17 protein-coding genes and 1 pseudogene are annotated in these 19918 nt (G+C 56.5%); 15 read left to right on the forward strand and 3 right to left on the reverse strand.

Annotated elements, in window-relative coordinates; all coding sequences use genetic code 11:
- Nucleotides 1–78: 78 nt before the first annotated feature.
- The 12 genes from ndk (at nt 79) to CWM57_RS15480 (ending at nt 12499) form a co-directional block, all read left to right on the forward strand.
- Entirely contained in the window at nt 79–510 is a 432-nt protein-coding gene (gene ndk / locus CWM57_RS15415) for a nucleoside-diphosphate kinase (protein WP_004114414.1), read from the forward strand.
- A gap of 352 nt (nt 511–862) precedes the next feature.
- Nucleotides 863–2029: a bifunctional tRNA (adenosine(37)-C2)-methyltransferase TrmG/ribosomal RNA large subunit methyltransferase RlmN gene (locus CWM57_RS15420; RefSeq protein WP_100676054.1), complete on the forward strand. Its 1167-nt coding sequence runs from the start codon at nt 863–865 to the stop codon at nt 2027–2029.
- 276 nt (nt 2030–2305) lie between these two features.
- A complete protein-coding gene (rodZ, locus tag CWM57_RS15425; RefSeq protein ID WP_074387864.1) occupies nt 2306–3298 on the forward strand; it encodes a cytoskeleton protein RodZ in 993 nt (330 codons plus the stop codon).
- Between the two features lie 26 nt (nt 3299–3324).
- On the forward strand, nt 3325–4446 hold the full coding sequence (gene ispG / locus CWM57_RS15430; RefSeq protein WP_074387865.1) for a flavodoxin-dependent (E)-4-hydroxy-3-methylbut-2-enyl-diphosphate synthase: 1122 nt from the start codon (nt 3325–3327) through the stop codon (nt 4444–4446).
- Between the two features lie 91 nt (nt 4447–4537).
- Entirely contained in the window at nt 4538–5812 is a 1275-nt protein-coding gene (gene hisS, locus CWM57_RS15435; RefSeq protein ID WP_074387866.1) for a histidine--tRNA ligase, read from the forward strand.
- Nucleotides 5813–5846: 34 nt separating this feature from the next.
- Nucleotides 5847–6467, forward strand: coding sequence for a YfgM family protein (locus CWM57_RS15440; RefSeq protein WP_061153675.1), 621 nt, complete (start codon nt 5847–5849; stop codon nt 6465–6467).
- A gap of 10 nt (nt 6468–6477) precedes the next feature.
- Nucleotides 6478–7656 (forward strand): outer membrane protein assembly factor BamB, encoded by a 1179-nt coding sequence (gene bamB / locus CWM57_RS15445; RefSeq protein ID WP_002913889.1) that lies wholly within the window; start codon nt 6478–6480, stop codon nt 7654–7656.
- Nucleotides 7657–7769: 113 nt separating this feature from the next.
- Nucleotides 7770–9248, forward strand: coding sequence for a ribosome biogenesis GTPase Der (gene der / locus CWM57_RS15450; RefSeq protein WP_061153676.1), 1479 nt, complete (start codon nt 7770–7772; stop codon nt 9246–9248).
- Nucleotides 9249–9615: 367 nt separating this feature from the next.
- Nucleotides 9616–10308, forward strand: coding sequence for a hypothetical protein (locus tag CWM57_RS15460; RefSeq protein ID WP_100676055.1), 693 nt, complete (start codon nt 9616–9618; stop codon nt 10306–10308).
- A 221-nt stretch (nt 10309–10529) separates the two neighbouring features.
- On the forward strand, nt 10530–11009 hold the full coding sequence (locus CWM57_RS15470; RefSeq protein ID WP_048290000.1) for an Hcp family type VI secretion system effector: 480 nt from the start codon (nt 10530–10532) through the stop codon (nt 11007–11009).
- A gap of 184 nt (nt 11010–11193) precedes the next feature.
- Entirely contained in the window at nt 11194–12231 is a 1038-nt protein-coding gene (locus CWM57_RS15475; protein ID WP_074387868.1) for a Gfo/Idh/MocA family oxidoreductase, read from the forward strand.
- A 49-nt stretch (nt 12232–12280) separates the two neighbouring features.
- Complete coding sequence (locus CWM57_RS15480) at nt 12281–12499, forward strand: zinc ribbon domain-containing protein (RefSeq protein ID WP_004201901.1); 219 nt, start codon at nt 12281–12283, stop codon at nt 12497–12499.
- On the opposite strand, the gene xseA is transcribed toward CWM57_RS15480, so the two are convergent.
- Nucleotides 12483–13874: an exodeoxyribonuclease VII large subunit gene (xseA, locus tag CWM57_RS15485; RefSeq protein WP_088717760.1), complete on the reverse strand. Its 1392-nt coding sequence runs from the start codon at nt 13872–13874 to the stop codon at nt 12483–12485. The two genes, CWM57_RS15480 and xseA, sit on opposite strands and share 17 nt — an antisense overlap.
- A gap of 158 nt (nt 13875–14032) precedes the next feature.
- On the opposite strand from xseA, the gene guaB reads away from it, so the two are divergent.
- Nucleotides 14033–15499 carry an IMP dehydrogenase gene (guaB, locus tag CWM57_RS15490; RefSeq protein ID WP_061153681.1) on the forward strand — a complete coding sequence of 489 codons (1467 nt, stop codon included), beginning with the start codon at nt 14033–14035 and terminating at the stop codon, nt 15497–15499.
- Nucleotides 15500–15566: 67 nt separating this feature from the next.
- On the forward strand, nt 15567–17144 hold the full coding sequence (guaA, locus tag CWM57_RS15495; protein WP_008803811.1) for a glutamine-hydrolyzing GMP synthase: 1578 nt from the start codon (nt 15567–15569) through the stop codon (nt 17142–17144).
- A gap of 122 nt (nt 17145–17266) precedes the next feature.
- Here guaA and CWM57_RS15500 read toward each other — a convergent pair whose 3' ends face one another.
- Complete coding sequence (locus CWM57_RS15500) at nt 17267–18496, reverse strand: MFS transporter (protein ID WP_100631872.1); 1230 nt, start codon at nt 18494–18496, stop codon at nt 17267–17269.
- A gap of 72 nt (nt 18497–18568) precedes the next feature.
- Here CWM57_RS15500 and CWM57_RS15505 point away from each other — a divergent pair.
- Nucleotides 18569–19481, forward strand: a pseudogene (locus tag CWM57_RS15505) (LysR family transcriptional regulator).
- A 96-nt stretch (nt 19482–19577) separates the two neighbouring features.
- Here CWM57_RS15505 and CWM57_RS15510 read toward each other — a convergent pair.
- Nucleotides 19578–19751 (reverse strand): YfgG family protein, encoded by a 174-nt coding sequence (locus tag CWM57_RS15510; RefSeq protein WP_064774528.1) that lies wholly within the window; start codon nt 19749–19751, stop codon nt 19578–19580.
- Nucleotides 19752–19918: the final 167 nt, after the last annotated feature.

Raw genomic sequence — 19918 nt, forward strand, 5'->3', positions numbered from 1 at the left:
GCCGACGTTGCTCATTATAATGCGCGCCAGGCCATACGATCGTATGCGCAACAACAGAACATTTAATTAGAGGTAATCATGGCTATTGAACGTACTTTTTCCATCATCAAACCAAACGCGGTGGCAAAAAACGTTATTGGCGGCATCTTTTCTCGCTTTGAAGCTGCAGGGTTCAAAATCGTCGGCACCAAAATGCTGCATCTGACCGTTGAGCAGGCTCGTGGTTTCTATGCTGAGCACGAAGGTCGTCCGTTCTTCGACGGTCTGGTTGAATTCATGACCTCCGGCCCGATCGTGGTTTCCGTACTGGAAGGCGAAAATGCGGTTCAGCGTCACCGTGACCTGCTGGGCGCCACCAACCCGGCGAACGCTCTGGCCGGTACCCTGCGCGCTGACTACGCTGACAGCTTCACCGAGAACGGCACCCACGGTTCCGATTCTGTAGAATCCGCTGCTCGCGAAATCGCGTTCTTCTTTGCTGAAGGCGAGGTTTGCCCGCGCACTCGCTAATCTCCTGCGTCTTTCACGCCACCGCTTTGTTGGCTTCATTCGCGCACCCCGGTCACATAGTTATCTATGCTCCCGGGGATTTGCGAATTCGCCGCCTCGCGGTGACCTGAAATACTTTGGAGATATAAACCTCGTCTTTTCGACCGTCGCGGCGTTGGCCTGACAATCGAAAAGCCTTAGAGGATTAAGCACGCGGTTACGATTTTTTTATCATTGACTGCGCGCAGGCATGGCTTCCATGCGCCAGAATTTGTAGAATATAGCGCCCCTGGACGAGCAGTCGCTCTCCGGGGCGTTTCTTTTTTCAACCCACCTGGGGCCATAACGTGTAATAACGAGGCCGGAAAACATTATGTCTGAACAAATTGTCACGCCTGATACCGCCGCTCTGACGGTGCCGAACAAAGATGCCAAAATCAACCTGCTGGATTTAAACCGTCAGCAGATGCGCGAGTTTTTCAAAAACATGGGCGAGAAGCCTTTCCGCGCCGATCAGGTGATGAAATGGATGTATCACTACTGCTGCGACGACTTTGATGAAATGACCGACATCAACAAAGTCCTGCGCGGCAAACTGAAAGAAGTCGCCGAGATCCGCGCCCCGGAAGTGGTTGAAGAGCAACGCTCAACCGACGGGACCATCAAGTGGGCGATTGCCGTTGGCGATCAGCGCGTCGAGACCGTCTATATCCCGGAAGAAGACCGCGCCACCCTGTGCGTCTCTTCTCAGGTAGGCTGCGCGCTGGAATGTAAATTCTGCTCCACCGCTCAGCAGGGCTTTAACCGCAACCTGCGGGTTTCCGAAATTATCGGCCAGGTCTGGCGCGCGGCGAAAATCGTCGGCGCGGTGAAGACCACCGGCGTGCGTCCTATCACCAACGTGGTAATGATGGGCATGGGCGAGCCGCTGCTGAACCTCAACAACGTCGTCCCGGCGATGGAAATCATGCTGGATGACTTCGGTTTTGGTCTCTCCAAACGTCGCGTGACCCTGTCGACCTCCGGCGTGGTGCCGGCGCTGGATAAACTCGGCGATATGATCGACGTCGCGCTGGCGATTTCCCTGCACGCGCCGAACGATACCATCCGCGACGAAATTGTACCGATCAACAAAAAGTACAACATCGAGACCTTCCTGAATTCGGTACGCGGCTATATTTCGAAGTCCAACGCCAACCAGGGTCGGGTGACCATCGAGTACGTCATGCTGGATCACGTCAACGACGGTACCGAGCACGCCCACGAACTGGCGGCGCTGCTGAAGGACACCCCGTGCAAGATCAACCTGATCCCATGGAACCCCTTCCCGGGGGCGCCGTATGGTCGCAGCTCTAACAGCCGCATTGACCGTTTCTCCAAGGTACTGATGGAGTACGGTTTTACGACCATCGTGCGTAAAACTCGCGGCGACGATATTGATGCCGCCTGTGGTCAGCTGGCGGGCGATGTTATTGACCGTACCAAGCGTACGCTGCGTAAGCGGATGCAGGGTGAAGCGATTGACATAAAAGCGGTCTGATAAATGATGACCCGCGCGGCACAGGCGGCGCGGGTCATATTTATGACCAATAACCAGGCGAAATACGCTGATTCGGTTAATAATTACGGTGCGTTTTTGTCGACTTTGAGGCAGTATGTAGCGGCACAACAACCGCTTAGCATTCAATTTTGATTCGTCTCTGTGATCGCGCGCCTGACAGTCCTATACTGTGAGGCTGACGTACCACAGATGTCTCGCGGCGCCGGCGTTTTCCCGCGCTGAACTTTAAATTTCACGTACCAGTAGTTGTAGCGAATGAATACTGAAGCCACTCAAGATCATCAAGAAGCAAACACCACGGGCGCGCGTCTGCGTCACGCCCGCGAACAACTCGGACTTAGCCAGCAAGCGGTGGCTGAACGCTTATGCCTGAAGGTGTCCACGGTTCGTGATATTGAAGACGATAAGGCACCTGCCGACCTCGCCTCCACCTTCCTGCGCGGGTACATCCGCTCCTACGCCCGCCTCGTACATATTCCTGAAGAAGAGCTGCTGCCGATGATGGCCAAGCAGGCGCCTATCAGGGCGGCGAAGGTGGCGCCAATGCAGAGCTTCTCTTTAGGCAAGCGTCGCAAAAAGCGCGATGGCTGGCTGATGAGCGTTACCTGGCTGGTGCTGTTTGTGGTTATCGGCCTGAGCGGTGCCTGGTGGTGGCAAGACCATAAGGCGCAGCAGGAAGAGATCTCGACCATGGCCGATCAGTCTTCCGCTGAGCTGAACGGCGGTGACGCCAACAGCCAGAACGTGCCGCTGGATACCAGCGCGCCGGTAGACTCAGGCACCGATAGCGCCGCGAACAGCGCGCCAACCGATACCGCCAGCGCACCGACCACCAGCGCCCCGGCTCAGACGCCAGCGGACAATAACGCGGTCGTGGCACCTTCTCAGGCTAATGTCGATACCGCCGGAACGGCCCCGACGACCCCGGCAACGCCGGCCTCGCCGTTACCGACCGATCAGGCGAACGTCACGACCCCAGCGGCGTCGGCACAGGATCTGGTGATGAACTTTTCCGCCGACTGCTGGCTGGAAGTGAGCGATGCCACCGGTAAAAAACTGTTCAGCGGCCTGCAGCGTAAAGGCGGCAACCTGAACCTGAGCGGTCAGGCGCCGTATAAACTGAAAATTGGCGCCCCGGCAGCGGTACAGATCCAGTTCCTCGGCAAGCCAGTCGATTTGAGTCGTTTTATCAGAACTAACCAGGTTGCGCGTCTGACCCTTAATGCCGAACAATCACCGGCGCAGTAACAGACGGGTAACGCGGGAGATTTTTCATGCATAACCAGGCTCCGATTCAACGTAGAAAATCTAAACGTATTTACGTTGGTAATGTGCCAATTGGCGATGGGGCTCCCATCGCCGTCCAGTCAATGACCAATACGCGCACCACCGATGTGGCCGCGACGGTAAGCCAAATCAAAGCGTTAGAGCGCGTGGGCGCGGACATCGTCCGCGTCTCTGTTCCGACGATGGACGCCGCCGAAGCGTTCAAACTGATCAAACAGCAGGTTAACGTGCCGCTGGTCGCCGATATCCACTTTGACTACCGTATTGCGCTGAAAGTCGCGGAATACGGTGTTGACTGCTTGCGTATCAACCCAGGCAACATCGGCAACGAAGAGCGCATCCGCATGGTCGTGGACTGCGCGCGCGATAAAAACATTCCTATCCGCATCGGCGTCAACGCCGGCTCGCTGGAAAAAGATCTGCAGGAAAAATACGGCGAGCCGACGCCACAGGCGCTGCTTGAATCCGCCATGCGTCACGTCGATCATCTCGATCGTCTGAACTTCGATCAGTTTAAAGTCAGTGTTAAAGCGTCTGACGTCTTCCTGGCGGTGGAATCCTATCGTCTGCTGGCGAAACAGATCGATCAGCCGCTGCATCTCGGGATCACCGAAGCGGGTGGCGCACGTAGCGGCGCAGTGAAGTCCGCGATCGGTCTGGGCCTGCTGTTATCAGAGGGGATCGGCGATACGCTGCGCGTCTCGCTGGCGGCGGATCCGGTGGAAGAGATCAAGGTCGGCTTCGATATCCTCAAGTCCCTGCGCATTCGTGCTCGCGGCATTAACTTCATCGCCTGCCCAACCTGCTCGCGCCAGGAGTTTGACGTTATCGGTACGGTGAACGCCCTGGAGCAGCGTCTGGAAGACATTATCACTCCGATGGATGTTTCGATCATCGGCTGCGTGGTGAATGGTCCGGGCGAAGCGCTGGTCTCCACCCTCGGCGTGACCGGCGGCAACAAGAAAAGCGGTCTGTATGAGGACGGCGTGCGTAAAGATCGACTGGATAACGACGACATGATCGACCAGCTGGAAGCGCGTATTCGTGCTAAAGCTTCGATGCTCGATGAAGCCCGTCGTATTGACGTTCAACAGCTTGAAGCAAAATAACGTGTTGGGAAGCGATACGCTTCCCGTGTATGATTGAACCTGCGGGCGCAAGGCGCCGGGGTTCATTTTTGTATATATAAAGAGAATAAACGTGGCAAAGAACATTCAAGCCATCCGTGGCATGAACGATTATCTGCCGGGCGAAACCGCTCTCTGGCAGCGCATTGAAGGCTCACTGAAGCAGGTGCTCGGTAGCTACGGTTACAGCGAAATCCGTTTGCCGATTGTAGAGCAGACCCCGTTATTCAAACGCGCGATCGGCGAAGTGACCGACGTGGTTGAGAAAGAGATGTACACCTTTGAGGACCGCAACGGCGACAGCCTGACGCTGCGTCCGGAAGGGACGGCGGGCTGCGTACGTGCCGGCATCGAACATGGTCTGCTGTACAATCAAGAACAGCGTCTGTGGTACGTCGGGCCAATGTTCCGCCACGAGCGTCCGCAGAAAGGTCGCTACCGCCAGTTCCACCAGATCGGCGCCGAAGTGTTTGGCCTGCAGGGCCCGGACATTGATGCCGAGCTGATTATGCTGACCGCGCGCTGGTGGCGTGAGCTGGGCATTGCCGATCACGTCAGCCTTGAGCTGAACTCCATCGGTTCGCTGGAAGCGCGTGCCAACTACCGCGACGCGCTGGTAGCTTACCTGGAGCAGTTTACCGATAAGCTGGATGAAGACAGCAAACGCCGGATGTACACCAACCCGCTGCGGGTGCTGGACTCCAAGAACCCGGACGTGCAGGCGCTGCTGAACGACGCGCCGGCGCTCGGTGACTACCTCGACGAAGAATCGAAAACCCACTTTGCCGGCCTGTGCGCGCTGCTCGATGATGCCGGGATCCGCTACAGCGTCAACCAGCGTTTGGTACGCGGCCTCGACTACTATAACCGCACCGTGTTCGAGTGGGTAACCACCAGCCTCGGTTCCCAGGGCACCGTCTGCGCCGGCGGTCGTTACGACGGCCTGGTTGAGCAGCTGGGCGGTCGTGCCACCCCGGGCGTGGGCTTTGCTATGGGGCTGGAACGTCTTGTTTTACTGGTCCAGGCAGTGAATCCGGAATTTAAAGCCGATCCTGTTGTCGATATATACCTGGTAGCCTCCGGGACCGATACTCAGTCTGCTGCAATGCGTCTGGCTGAGCAGGTTCGCGATGCGCTGCCCGGCGTGAAGCTGATGACCAACCACGGCGGCGGCAACTTTAAGAAGCAGTTTGCCCGCGCCGATAAATGGGGCGCCCGTATCGCCCTGGTGGTCGGTGAGTCAGAGATCGCTGACGGAAACGTGGTAGTGAAGGATTTACGCTCAGGTGAGCAAACTACCGTAACGCAGGAGAGCGTTGCCGCGCATTTGCGCACACTTCTGGGTTAATCTCCCGGGAATTATTAGTCAGGAGAAGGACTGCGTGGAAACTTTTAACAACGAGAACGATCAGGTCGATGCGCTGAAGCGTTTCTTTGCCGAAAACGGCAAAGCGCTGGCGGTCGGGGTGATTTTAGGGGTTGGTGCGCTGGTTGGCTGGCGCTACTGGACCTCCCATCAGCAGGATACGGCCAGAGATGTTTCGCTGGCTTACGAACAGGCGACTTCCGCGCTGAAATCGAATACGCCAGAAGTGCTGTCAGGGGCGGAGAAGTTCGCGGCTGATAATAAAAATACCTACGGCGCCTTCGCTTCCCTCGAGCTGGCACAACATTTTGTTGAACAGAACGATCTGCCGAACGCCGAAAAGCAGCTTCAGCAGGGGCTGGCGGCCGCGTCTGATGATAATCTGAAATCGGTTATCAATATGCGTCTTGCCCGCGTTCAGCTGCAGATGAAGCAGGCTGATGCGGCGCTGAAAACCCTCGACAGCATCAAAGGTGAAGGCTGGACCGCGATTGTGGCTGATTTGCGCGGCGAAATTCTGTTGAGCAAAGGTGATAAGCAAGGGGCCCGTGCGGCGTGGGAAGCTGGCGTGAAAAGCGATGCTTCTCCTGCGCTCAGCGAAATGATGCGTATGAAAATGAATAATTTGTCCATCTGAGAGGGACTCGATGCAATTGCGTAAATTACTTTTGCCAGGGCTGCTTTCCGTTACCTTGCTGAGCGGGTGTTCGCTGTTTAATAGCGAAGAAGATGTGGTGAAAATGTCACCGCTGCCGACGGTAGAAAACCAGTTTACGCCGTCCACGTCCTGGAGCACCTCGGTTGGCGATGGTATCGGCGAATTTTACTCTAACCTCCATCCGGCCTTCGCCGACGGCGTAGTGTATGCCGCTGACCGTAAAGGCACCGTCAAAGCGCTGAACGCGGACGACGGCAAAGAGGTGTGGTCTGTGAACCTGGCGGAGAAAGATGGCTGGTTCTCGCGCACGCCAGCGCTGCTTTCCGGCGGTGTGACCGTCTCTGGTGGCCATGTTTATATCGGCAGTGAGAAAGCGCAGCTGTATGCGCTGAATACCAGCGATGGTACCGTTGCCTGGCAAACCCGTGTCGCCGGTGAGGCGCTGTCGCGTCCAGTGGTGAGCGACGGCATGGTGCTGGTGCATACCAGTAACGGCCAGCTGCAGGCGTTGAATGAGACCGATGGTGCCGTGAAGTGGACCGTTAACCTCGATATGCCAGCACTCTCCCTGCGCGGCGAGTCTGCGCCTGCGACCGCTTATGGCGCGGCGATCGTCGGCGGTGACAACGGCCGCGTCAGCGCGGTATTGATGCAGCAGGGGCAGATGATTTGGCAGCAGCGTATTTCTACGGCCACCGGGCCGACGGAAATTGATCGCCTGAACGACGTCGACACGACGCCGATCATCGTCAACGGTGTGGTTTATGCGCTGGCTTATAACGGTAACCTGACCGCGCTGGATCTGCGTAGCGGCCAGATTATGTGGAAACGCGAACTGGGTTCAGTGAATGATTTCATCGTCGATGGTAACCGTATCTACCTGGTTGACCAGAACGATCGCCTGCTGGCACTGACCACCGATGGTGGTGTGACCCTGTGGACGCAGAGCGATCTGCTGCACCGTTTGCTGACCGCGCCGGTGTTGTATAATGGCAATCTGGTGGTCGGTGATAGCGAAGGCTACATGCACTGGGTGAATCCGGAAGATGGCCATTTTGTGGCGCAGCAGAAAGTCGATAGTTCCGGCTTCCTGACCGACCCGGTGGTTGCTGATGGTCGACTGCTGATCCAGGCGAAAGACGGTACGCTGTACGCGATTACGCGTTAATTACCGCTGTCGTGAGTGATTAAGAAACGGCCCCTGGCAGACAGGGGCCGTTTTGACTTTTTTAAAAACGTCGTTAAGACGATGTTGCTTAGTGATTGTATGAGGCATTTAACATGATACCTGTGGTCGCGCTTGTCGGGCGCCCTAACGTTGGAAAATCCACGCTCTTTAACCGCCTGACGCGCACTCGTGATGCGCTGGTTGCGGATTTCCCGGGGCTGACTCGTGACCGTAAGTACGGTCGGGCCGAAGTCGAAGGCCGCGAATTCATCTGTATCGATACCGGTGGTATTGATGGTACGGAAGAGGGCGTGGAAACCCGGATGGCGGAGCAGTCGCTGTTGGCTATCGAAGAGGCCGATGTGGTGCTGTTTATGGTCGATGCGCGCGCGGGCCTGATGCCGGCGGATACCGCGATCGCTAAACATCTGCGCTCTCGTGAAAAGCCCACCTTTCTGGTGGCCAATAAAACCGACGGCATCGACGTCGACCAGGCGATGGCGGATTTCTGGTCCTTAGGCCTGGGCGATATCTATCCTATCGCCGCTTCGCATGGCCGCGGCGTGACCAGCTTGCTGGAACAGGCCCTGCTGCCATGGGTGGATGAGATCAGCCCGCAGGAAGAGGTGGATGAAGACGCCGAATACTGGGCAAAATTCGAAGCCGAGCAGAATGGCGAAGCGGAAGAAGAGCCGGAGGACGACTTCAATCCGCAGGATCTGCCGATCAAGCTGGCGATTGTTGGACGCCCTAACGTCGGTAAATCTACCCTCACTAACCGCATCCTCGGTGAAGATCGCGTGGTGGTCTACGATATGCCGGGCACCACCCGTGACAGCATTTACATCCCGATGCAGCGTGACGAGCGTGAATATGTGCTCATCGATACCGCCGGGGTACGTAAGCGCGGGAAAATCACCGATGTCGTGGAAAAGTTCTCGGTGATCAAAACGCTGCAGGCGATTGAAGACGCCAACGTCGTGATGCTGGTGATCGATGCTCGCGAAGGGATCTCCGATCAGGACCTGTCGCTGCTGGGCTTTATTCTCAACAGCGGCCGTTCGCTGGTGATTGTCGTCAACAAGTGGGACGGCCTGAGTCAGGAAGTGAAGGAGCAGGTGAAGGAGACCCTCGACTATCGTCTGGGCTTTATCGATTTTGCCCGGGTGCACTTCATCTCCGCCCTGCACGGCAGCGGCGTCGGCAACCTGTTTGAATCGGTACGTGAAGCCTATGACAGCGCCACCCGCCGCGTAAGCACCGCGATGCTGACCCGGATTATGAACATGGCGGCGGAAGATCATCAGCCGCCGCTGGTGCGTGGCCGTCGCGTGAAGCTGAAATATGCCCACGCCGGAGGCTACAACCCGCCTATCGTGGTGATCCACGGTAACCAGGTGAAGGATCTGCCGGATTCGTATAAGCGCTACCTGATGAACTACTTCCGTAAATCCCTCGACGTGATGGGTACGCCAATCCGGATCCAGTTCAAGGAAGGGGAAAACCCGTTCGCCAACAAGCGCAACACCCTGACGCCGAACCAGATGCGTAAACGTAAGCGCCTGATCAAGCACATCAAGAAAAGCAAATAAGCTATCAGCAAGATTTACCCACCAACATGAATCCTTCAAAGCCCGCATCTGCCGGGCTTTTTTATTAAGGGCGATTGTAGCGACGCAACAACGCGCATGATTGGCATGTATAACTGCACGTATCCTATGAAATTTCTCATTTGTTAGCTTCGCTTGCCCAAGCAATTTTTTGAGTACGCTTTGATAATATATACGTAGAAAGTTATCGCAATGATAAGAGAGAAAACGCTTCTGGATATGTTGGGGGAATTCCACGGTGCCGTTTTCCTGTAATGCGGGAGAAACTGGAGAGTCTACTTTATGGCTGAGTATTATGGTAAGTTAGGTTTCTTCACAGGAGGGTGAAATTAATCAGCAAGGAGTGATAATGTATTACAGCAATGTCGTCATCAGCCTTTTGCAGGCCAATAAAATTCTCGCAATGAAACTTGAACGCGCTGTTTCAGGCATAGAACAACGGGTTTCCAGTCAGGTTAAAACAATAGGCGCTGGCGTAACTCGGACCCTGTATTATACATCCTGTTTTACTGATGAGTATCAGGATGTATGTAAAAAGCAGAAGAATGAGGATGTTAGATTTGCTAAAGGTATCTACCATCTTTTACAGCGTAATGATATTGTATATGAAATGCTTCAAATATATTTTGAAGAAATATTTAGGCACAAAACAACAGAGCAGTTAGAGCATATTAAAAGAGTTCTGATGGCTGTTAACATTCATATCGCTGCAGACTCTCTAACCAAATCTGGATTTGTTATAGCTACGGCTACCTGTGTTTCGGTAGGCATGAAACTAAGCCTTGATATGGGAGCGATTGCTGGGCGTTCTGCGGGGGTCGCCGTTACAGTGGCTGGCGTGTATGGCGTTGTGCAGAAGGTTGCAGATAGCGCTGAGCGTCTCCGAATCTGTTATCCGGCATTCTTTTCTATACTATACGAACAAGAGCTTGAAATGATGTATTTCCTGGTGGCGCCATTATTTGAACATGCCGACGCTTTTAAAGCTCAATGGGCTTCAGAGGCAGAGATCGCTAATATCATCGAAAGAATGATTAGGTAGTGATGATGTCATTTATTAAAAGAGCGCTTTTGTGGTTGTTCCAGCAATTAATTTCGCTGTATGCCCCACCACTTTGTATTGTCATATTTGCAGTGGTTTTTTTTCAAATTTTTCCTGAGGGGCCAGTTTGGCCTGTTGGTATATTCGCTGTACTTATAATTATTATCTTTGGGCGCTATGTGAAATGGTAATTCTAACGTTATTTATGATAAGGAAATTATATGTCTACTCCCGCACATTTATGGCTTGAAGATGAAAACGGTTCTCCGATCATTGGAAGCTGCATGATGTCAACGCGTCTTGGATCTATTGAGTTAAAATCATTCTCTCATGGTATTACTATTCCAGTTGATCCAAGCTGGGGAAAACTGACAGGTACGCGTATACATCGTCCTGTGTCGATAGTGAAGGAATTCGATCAGACAACACCGCTTTTGTATCGTGCCGTGTGTGAGGGGCGCCCGATGAAGAAGGCGATTATAAAGATGTATCGCATTCTGGAGGCGGGCATTGAGGCCGAGTATTTCAACATCATCCTGGAGAACGTCAAAGTCACTACGGTTGCGCCGTATTTATCACCTACTGGTATGAGCAGTACCCACCTGGAAACGCTCGAGATGCGTTATGAGGCGATCACCTGGAAATACATGGACGGAAATATTTACTACCGCGACTCATGGAATGACCGTTGTTGTGCATGACTCCATTATTTTCACGCAAAAAATGCCAGGTATCTCGTAGTAGGTACAATTTTATACATCATTTCAAAATTGAAATTCATATTGGCGGGTTTTTTGTGGCCGCCATGCCGGTAAATGTCAAAACCTTCCGCCATAATCCCGCGATACTTCGCGGGGAACAGAGCGGCTCAAAGGTGGACTTACTATGCAGATTGGTTTTATCGGCCTTGGCGCGGTGGTGGAAACCGCCTATTTACCGGTGCTGCGTCGCCTGGGGTACGCCATCGACAACTGCTGGGGTTATGACCTCGACAGCAGCAGAGCGCTGCCGGGGATCCAGCGCTGTAGTTCGCTGTCGGCACTGCTGGCCAAACCTCTGGATACGCTCTTCATTACCACCTCATCACTTCAGCATCTGCCCGTGCTGGAGAGGGCGTTAGCCAGCGGCATTTCCCGCATTGTGGTGGAAAAGCCGATTGTGGCCAACCTTGAGCAGGCCGCCCGGCTGCGGGCGCTGCTGGCGCCGCCTGAGCAGGCCGCGCGGGTGCTGGCTCTTGACCACTGGATGGCGCGGGGCGTTGCGCTGAATGCGATTACTTCGCCGTGGCGGGCGGAAGAGATCGTCTGGCTCGAAGGCTATTTACAGGAGCCAAGCGGCTTTAACGCCGCCGGTGAGCCGGTTGCACTCAATTTTGCCACCGGGGAGCTGGATACCCGGCAGCTGCGCCACCCTGATGGGGTGATCCTCGATATTGGCACCCATGTTCTGGCGATGCTGCGCGAAACCCTGCACGCCAGCGGAAGCGATACGGCGCTGAGCCTTTCCCTTCGGGTGGCGAAAGACCGCCTCGGCCATGACATTGCCCCTGGGGATACGGTCACCGCAGAGGGGGAGGCGCATCTGCAGGGGACCCTGGGCACTATCCCGCTCAATATCTGGCTAAACAAATACGCGGGCCCCGCGGGCGGGCAAAAGGGAATGCGGATAGGGCTGCGGGACGGGCGAATCCTCATCCTCGACCGCTGCCCTGAGGGCGAAGTGGTGACGCTGCACGACGGCGAGCGGATCCAGCGCTGGACCCGCCCCGGGACGATCTATTCGCACTGCCTCGATGAGCAGATCCTCGGCGCGGATAATCTGTTTATCCGGGCGCCCGACAGCGTGGCCGGGTTGACGCGACGTCGGCTTGAGGAAGTGGAATGGCTGCTCAGGTTGCAGCAGCAATTACGCGGCCCTCATTAAACCCGGAACATGATAAAATAGGTGCAGATAAACGTTGAAAGGAATGGTTATGGAACTTGATTGCCCTCTGTGCCACGCGCCGTTAGATGTCAAAGGCAGCAGCGCGCATTGCGCCCAGTGCGAAAGGGTATTTGCCCTCGAGGCCCGCTGCCCGGAATGCCACCAGCCGCTGGAGGTGCTCAAGGCGTGCGGCGCGGTGGATTACTTTTGTCAGCACGGGCACGGCCTGATCTCGAAAAAACGGGTGGAATTTATTCCGCTGGTTTAGTGGGTGAAGGCTTTCTGGCCCGCGTTTTTTTTACCGGCGCGATCTGCTTCACTTCGCTTTCGACCCAGCCGTCTTTCAGGCGGGTGGTGAGCAGATCGCCGGTTTTGACCTGTTTTGTCTGCTTCAACACCGTACCGTCATTCACCGAGGTGACGCTGTAGCCGCGCGCCAGGGTGGCTAAGGGACTCACCGCCTCCAGATGGGTCACCGCGTTGCCAAACCGTTCACGCCGCTCGCTGAGGCGGCCACGCATAGTTTCCGCCAGCCGGTATTCCAGCTGCTGGATCCGCGATTGCGCCCGGTGGATCCGTGGCTGCGGGTTGTAGTGATCCAGACGCTGAACGGTGCGCTTTTGCCGCTGTTCGGCGCGCTTAAGCTGCGATTCCACGGCGATGCGCATCCGCTGGCGCAGGCGTTCCAGGGCGGTCTGCTGGCGGGCCAGCCGCAGTTGCGGATGCTGTTGCTGCAGGCGATGGAACAGCTGGGTAAAACGGCGCTGGCGACTGGCGAGGAAATAGTCCATCGCCATCTCCAGACGCTGCTGTCCTGACTGCAGCTGGCGCAGCAGCTCCTGCTGATTGCGGCTGACGATCTCCGCGGCGGCAGAAGGGGTCGGCGCTCGCAGGTCGGCAACAAAATCGGCGATCGTGACGTCGGTTTCATGGCCGACGGCGCTAACGATAGGGATCTGGCTGGCAAAAATAGCCCGCGCCACCCGCTCATCGTTAAAACTCCACAGATCCTCCAGCGAACCGCCGCCGCGTCCGACAATCAGTACGTCACACTCCTGGCGCGCGTTGGCCAGCGCAATGGCGCGCACAATCTGCCCGGGGGCATCGTCACCCTGGACCGCGGTTGGATAGATGATCACCGGCAGCCCGGGATCGCGGCGCCTGAGAACATGGAGAATATCGTGCAGCGCCGCACCGGTTTTCGAGGTGATGACGCCGACGCAGTGGGCGGGTGAGGGGAGCGCCTGCTTATGTTTTTGCTCGAACAGTCCTTCCGCCGTTAACTGCGCTTTGAGCTGCTCATACTTCTGCTGTAATAACCCTTCGCCGGCGGGCTGCATGCTTTCGACGATAATCTGGTAGTCGCCGCGCGGCTCATACAGGGTGATGTTGGCGCGAACCAGCACCTGCTGCCCGTGCTGTGGGCGAAACGTCACCCGGCGGTTGCTGTTGCGGAACATCGCGCAGCGCACCTGGGCGTTATCGTCTTTTAAGGTGAAGTACCAGTGGCCGGAAGAAGGCTGGCTGAAGTTAGAGATCTCGCCGCTGATCCACACCTGGCCCATTTCGTGCTCAAGCAGCAAACGCACCGTCTGATTCAGGCGGCTTACGGTAAAAATTGCGGGGGATTGAGAGGGTAACATGTGAGCAAGATCAAACTTTAAATCAGCAGGTTATTCAGTCGATAGTAACGCGCTCAGAGGGGATGGCAAGTATTATTTGCAAAAAAGGGTAGATGCAATCGGTTACGCTCTGTATAATGCCACGGCAATATTTATCCACCCTGGTCGAGATATTGCCCATGCTACGTATCGCTAAAGAAGCCCTGACGTTTGACGACGTCCTCCTCGTTCCCGCTCATTCTACCGTTCTGCCGAATACTGCCGATCTCAGCACTCAGCTGACGAAAACCATTCGTCTGAATATTCCTATGCTCTCCGCAGCCATGGATACCGTAACGGAAGCGCGTCTGGCTATTGCCCTGGCACAGGAAGGCGGCATCGGCTTTATTCACAAAAACATGTCCATCGAGCGCCAGGCGGAAGAAGTTCGTCGCGTGAAGAAACATGAGTCCGGCGTGGTCACCGACCCGCAGACCGTTCTGCCGACCACCACCCTGCGCGAAATGAAAGAGCTGACTGAACGTAACGGCTTCGCCGGTTACCCGGTGGTGACTGAAGACAACGAACTGGTCGGTATCATCACCGGCCGCGACGTGCGTTTCGTCACCGATCTGAACCAGCCGGTCAGCGTCTACATGACGCCGAAAGAGCGTCTGGTTACCGTTCGTGAAGGCGAAAGCCGCGAAGTGGTCTTCGCTAAGATGCATGAAAAACGCGTTGAGAAGGCGCTGGTCGTGGATGAGAGCTTCCACCTGCGCGGCATGATCACCGTTAAAGATTTCCAGAAAGCAGAACGTAAACCGAATGCCTGTAAAGATGAGCAGGGCCGTCTGCGCGTAGGCGCGGCGGTCGGCGCCGGTGCCGGCAACGAAGAGCGCGTAGACGCGCTGGTCGCCGCGGGCGTTGACGTTCTGCTGATCGACTCCTCGCACGGTCATTCTGAAGGCGTCCTGCAGCGCATTCGTGAAACCCGCGCGAAATACCCGGACCTGCAGATCATCGGCGGCAACGTGGCCACCGGTGCAGGCGCGCGCGCGTTGGCGGAAGCCGGTTGCAGCGCAGTGAAAGTGGGTATCGGCCCGGGCTCCATCTGTACGACCCGTATCGTCACCGGCGTAGGCGTGCCGCAGATCACCGCCGTTTCCGACGCGGTGGAAGCGCTGGAAGGGACCGGTATTCCGGTTATCGCTGACGGCGGTATCCGTTTCTCCGGCGATATCGCCAAAGCCATCGCTGCCGGCGCGGCCGCGGTGATGGTCGGCTCTATGCTGGCGGGTACCGAAGAGTCCCCGGGTGAAATCGAACTCTACCAGGGCCGTTCTTACAAATCTTACCGCGGCATGGGCTCTCTTGGCGCGATGTCTAAAGGCTCCTCTGACCGCTACTTCCAGAGCGATAACGCTGCTGACAAACTGGTGCCGGAAGGTATCGAAGGCCGCGTGGCCTATAAAGGTCGCCTGAAAGAGATTATTCACCAGCAGATGGGCGGTCTGCGTTCCTGTATGGGTCTGACCGGCTGTGGTACCATTGACCTGCTGCGTACCAAAGCTGAATTCGTACGCATCAGCGGTGCGGGCATTCAGGAAAGCCACGTTCACGACGTGACCATCACCAAAGAGTCCCCGAACTACCGTCTGGGCTCCTGATTTCTTCGCCCGACCTAGCGTCGGGCGATTTATTTACTCTGTTTCACTTGCCTCGGAATTAGCGTCAATGACGGAAAACATTCATAAACATCGCATTCTCATTCTCGACTTCGGCTCTCAGTATACTCAGCTGGTGGCGCGTCGCGTGCGTGAGCTGGGCGTCTACTGTGAGCTGTGGGCGTGGGATGTCACAGAAGCACAGATCCGCGAATTCAATCCAAGCGGCATCATTCTTTCCGGCGGCCCGGAAAGTACTACCGAAGAGAACAGCCCGCGCGCGCCGCAGTATGTGTTTGAAGCCGGCGTGCCGGTATTTGGCGTCTGCTACGGCATGCAGACCATGGCGATGCAGCTGGGCGGCCATGTGGAAGGTTCTAACGAGCGTGAGTTTGGCTACGCGCAGGTTGAAGTGGTTAACGACAGCGCGCTGGTGCGCGGTATCGAAGACTCCCTGACCGCGGACGGCAAACCGTTGCTGGACGTGTGGATGAGCCACGGCGACAAAGTCACCGCCATCCCGTCTGACTTCGTCACCGTCGCCAGCACCGACAACTGCCCGTTTGCCATTATGGCCAACGAAGAAAAACGCTTCTACGGCGTGCAGTTCCACCCGGAAGTGACCCACACCCGTCAGGGGATGCGTATGCTGGAGCGCTTCGTGCGCGACATCTGCCAGTGCGAAGCGCTGTGGACCCCGGCGAAAATCATCGACGACGCCGTCGAGCGTATCCGCCAGCAGGTTGGCGATGACAAAGTGATACTCGGCCTCTCCGGCGGCGTGGACTCCTCCGTGACCGCGATGCTGCTGCACCGCGCCATCGGCAAAAACCTGACCTGCGTATTCGTGGATAACGGCCTCCTGCGTCTGAATGAAGCGCAGCAGGTGATGGACATGTTTGGCGACCACTTTGGTCTGAACATTGTTCACGTCGAAGGCGAGCAGCGCTTCCTCGACGCGCTGAAAGGCGAGAACGATCCGGAAGCGAAACGTAAAATCATTGGCCGCGTCTTCGTGGAAGTGTTCGACGAAGAAGCGCTGAAGCTGGACGACGTCAAATGGCTGGCGCAGGGTACCATCTACCCTGACGTTATCGAGTCTGCCGCTTCCGCTACCGGTAAAGCACACGTCATTAAATCTCACCACAACGTGGGCGGCCTGCCGAAAGAGATGAAGATGGGGCTGGTTGAGCCGCTGCGTGAGCTGTTCAAAGACGAAGTGCGTAAGATCGGTCTGGAACTGGGCCTGCCGTACGATATGCTCTACCGTCACCCGTTCCCGGGCCCGGGCCTCGGCGTGCGCGTACTGGGCGAAGTGAAGAAAGAGTACTGCGACCTGCTGCGTCGTGCGGACGCTATCTTCATCGAAGAGCTGCACAAAGCTGACCTGTACAACAAAGTGAGCCAGGCGTTTACCGTGTTCCTGCCGGTTCGTTCCGTCGGCGTAATGGGCGATGGCCGTAAATACGACTGGGTCGTTTCCCTGCGTGCGGTGGAAACCATCGACTTTATGACCGCGCACTGGGCGCACCTGCCGTATGATTTCCTCGGCCGCGTCTCTAACCGCATTATCAATGAAGTGAACGGTATCTCCCGCGTGGTGTATGACATCAGCGGTAAGCCGCCAGCAACGATTGAGTGGGAATAATCCCCGGCGTTAGCTGAATGAAACGAAACCCTCTGTTTTTACAGAGGGTTTTTTACTTTATGCCTCTCCTCAATCCCATCATCCCTGGACGCTATCTGGCAGGGGGGCTGTGAATTCCCCGTTTACGGTTCCGGCAGATGTTCAGCTGGCCCATTTTTTGCCGCCGCCGGGTGGAGTGTGGGAAGTTTGCCCGGCTGTGCCTTGCCCGCCCCACGCACCATCGCCAGCGCCAGTCCGGCAACGATCAGCGTTAACCCGGTGGACACCCACATTCCGCCGATAATGCCCAGCCGGTGGTTCAGCCATGCGTAGGCAAAGGGTGAGGCAGCCGCCATCAGTTGCCCGGGGATCAGCAGGATACCGGTGCGGCTGGCATAGCTTTCTGCGCTAAACAGCGCCAGCGGTAGCGTCGCTTTGACAATCGTCACCAGCCCGTTAATCGCGCCATAGCCCAGCACAAACCCGGCTGCGAACCCGGCATAAGCCGTGCTGCTCAATCCAAGGAGAAAACAGAGCGGCATGGCGAGCGCAGTAAAACGCGTCAGCGTGAGTGGGGTGACCCGGGGACCGGCCAGCACTTCCCCCAGCCGGGCGCCGGTCTGGCCAAACCCCCACAGCATACCGACGGCAACCGGCAGACCAAAGTGGCTGATAAACTCCGGCAGATGGGTGGAGGTACCGTTGGAGATGAAGGTGATCAGCGCAATAAAGATCGCGTAACGCACTCCGTTACGCCGATCGCCCTCAGCTGTCGTCGTTGGGGCTATCATTTTCACCGATGTACTGAGTCGCTGGCGCGGCAACTGATAACTCAGACAGGCGCTCAGTACGCCAAACAGCGCATAGATCCGCAGGGCATCCTGCCAGGACATGACGGTTAATAACGCTTCGCCCAGCGGCCAGAAGAGGGCCGAAGCCAGGCCGCCGGCAAGAGTAATGTGGGAAATGGTTTTCCGCGCCTGCTGGCCGTACAGATTCACCACCGCGGCGAACAGCGCATCATACAGCGAGAGCCGCATGCCAATTCCGGTCAGCAGCCAGGCGCCGTACCAGCCGGCAAGTGAAGGACACCAGGCCATGACAGCGCAGCTGACGGCTATCAGTAAGGTTCCGCTGGTGACCACGTGCCGCCCGCCAAAGCGAGCCAGCAGTCTGGCGACGAACGGAGAAACAACGGCCATCATCAGCATGGCGAGCGTCAGGCCAAGATAGATCTGCGGTGACGTCCACCCCTTGTCGGCAGCGATGGCCTGGGCAAAGGTGCCGGGCATATAAAAAGAGATCCCCCAGTTGATCAGTTGCTGACCGCCCGCGGTGAAGGCGAGGCGTCGGGGAATAGCTGGCGTTTCCATGGTTTTCATTCCGTTAAGGCAGTTGTCCTGAGCATACCCGGCAGGCTATTGTTCTGGCATAGCGGCCACCTTATGCGCGGTATAAGAGAAACTTTGCATGACAACACTGAACCTGGGAAACCTGGCGACCTTCCGGCTGGTCGTACAACGCGGCAGCTTTTCAGCCGCCGCCGATGCGTTGGGGATCTCCCAGCCTGCCGTCAGCCTGCAGGTGCGTCAGCTGGAGCAGTTTCTACAGATCCGGTTGCTGGAGCGCACCGGACGCGGGATCAAGGCGACGGCGGCGGGAATGGCATTGCTGGCCCACAGTGAGCAGATCGATCGGGCGGTGAATAGCGCGGTGCAGTCGGTCAGCGCATTCAGTCAGGAAGTTAATGGGTCATTGACGTTAGGGACCGGGGCGACGGCCTGCATTCATCTTCTCCCACCGCTGCTGCAGCATCTTCGTCAACAGCACCCGCTGTTGACGGTGGGGGTGACCACCGGCAACACGCTGGATATCGTCCGGGCGGTGGAGGAAAACCGCCTCGATCTCGGACTGGTTACCCTGCCCGTACAGGGACGCAGTCTGGCAGTGACCTCAGTGGTTGACGAGGAGTTCGTGGTTATCCATGCTCGCCACGAAGCAGCGATGTCGGCGGTTTGTACCCCTGCCGAGCTGCAGGCGCTGCCGCTCATTGCCTTCGAAGCCGGCAGCGGCACCCGGGATCTGATTGACCGCTGGTTCCGCTCGGCGGGACTGGCGGTCACGCCGGTGATGCAGTTGGGCAGCATCGAGGCGATTAAACGGATGGTGCGGGCAGGACTGGGCTACAGCATCGTGCCCCGCATGGCGGTGGAGCAGGAGGAGGATCGCGACGGATTAAGCGTGCACTCGCTGGCGCCGCGGCTATATCGACAGCTGGCGGTAGTCATGCGTCAGGACAAAATTGTGACAAAAGGTATCGCGGAAATGCTGCGCCTGCTGCATGCCGTGCGCTTATAAATCGCCGACGGCAAAACGACTGTATCAAAGGCAGGACATCAGCCGCAGGTCGCTCTGACTGCGGAGTGTGGTGCTTCCTGTATCAGAATCAAAGAATTACTCGCGGGCTGAGGGCTCGACGGTGAGTGAAGACTCCTGCGACGTTTTTTTATCCTGGTGATGGTACCAGGCGCCGATGGAGGAGTAGACAAAGCGTCCAAAGAAGAAGAGAAAGCTGATAAGCAGTACGATACGGGTCATGCGACGGTTAAATCGATGTCGTTTACGCATACTGGGTGCCTGACTCACAAAAGGTTCCTTGAAGTATACCCGAAGATGGGCGATGGGGGTATTAAGGCACAGGAACGAGCTGGGGTCAATTGATGCAGATGTAAAAGTGCCGCAGTGAAAACATTAATTAATGTTATATAAGATAATCATCGTATTTACATGCTCAC

It is taken from the genome of Klebsiella sp. G-Nf4 (assembly GCF_002810615.1).
Classification (GTDB): Bacteria; Pseudomonadota; Gammaproteobacteria; order Enterobacterales; family Enterobacteriaceae; genus Klebsiella; species Klebsiella variicola.